General features: G+C 62.5%; 1 pseudogene. It reads left to right on the forward strand.

The annotated features are described in order from the left end of the window. Positions 1-323, forward strand: a pseudogene (locus B2W70_RS10125) (type II/IV secretion system protein); the annotation flags it as partial.

A 323-nucleotide genomic window follows, 5' to 3' on the forward strand; every position in this document is an offset into this window, starting at 1 on the left:
GTCATGTACATCAACTACGCCGAGCGCCGCAAGGCCCTGCCGGTGCAGGTCAGCCTGACCGAAATCACCATCGCCACCTGCGAGCCGCTGGACGTGGCCTGGGTGGATGAAATCCTGGCGCACACCAAGAAGAAGATCCGCCTGGTGGTGTCGAGCCCGCTGGACCTGCAGCGCTTTCGCACCGAGTTCTACACCCTGGCCAAGTCCGTCAAGGACGCCAACAAGAAGACGGGCGACTCCGTTGCGCACAACTTCGAGCAGTTGGTGGAGCTGGGCAAGAGCAACCGCCAGCTCGACGCCAACGACCAGGGCATCATCCAGGT

The sequence above is a fragment of the Aquabacterium sp. UBA2148 genome (assembly GCF_002328915.1).
GTDB classification, from domain to species: Bacteria; Pseudomonadota; Gammaproteobacteria; order Burkholderiales; family Burkholderiaceae_C; genus Aquabacterium; species Aquabacterium parvum.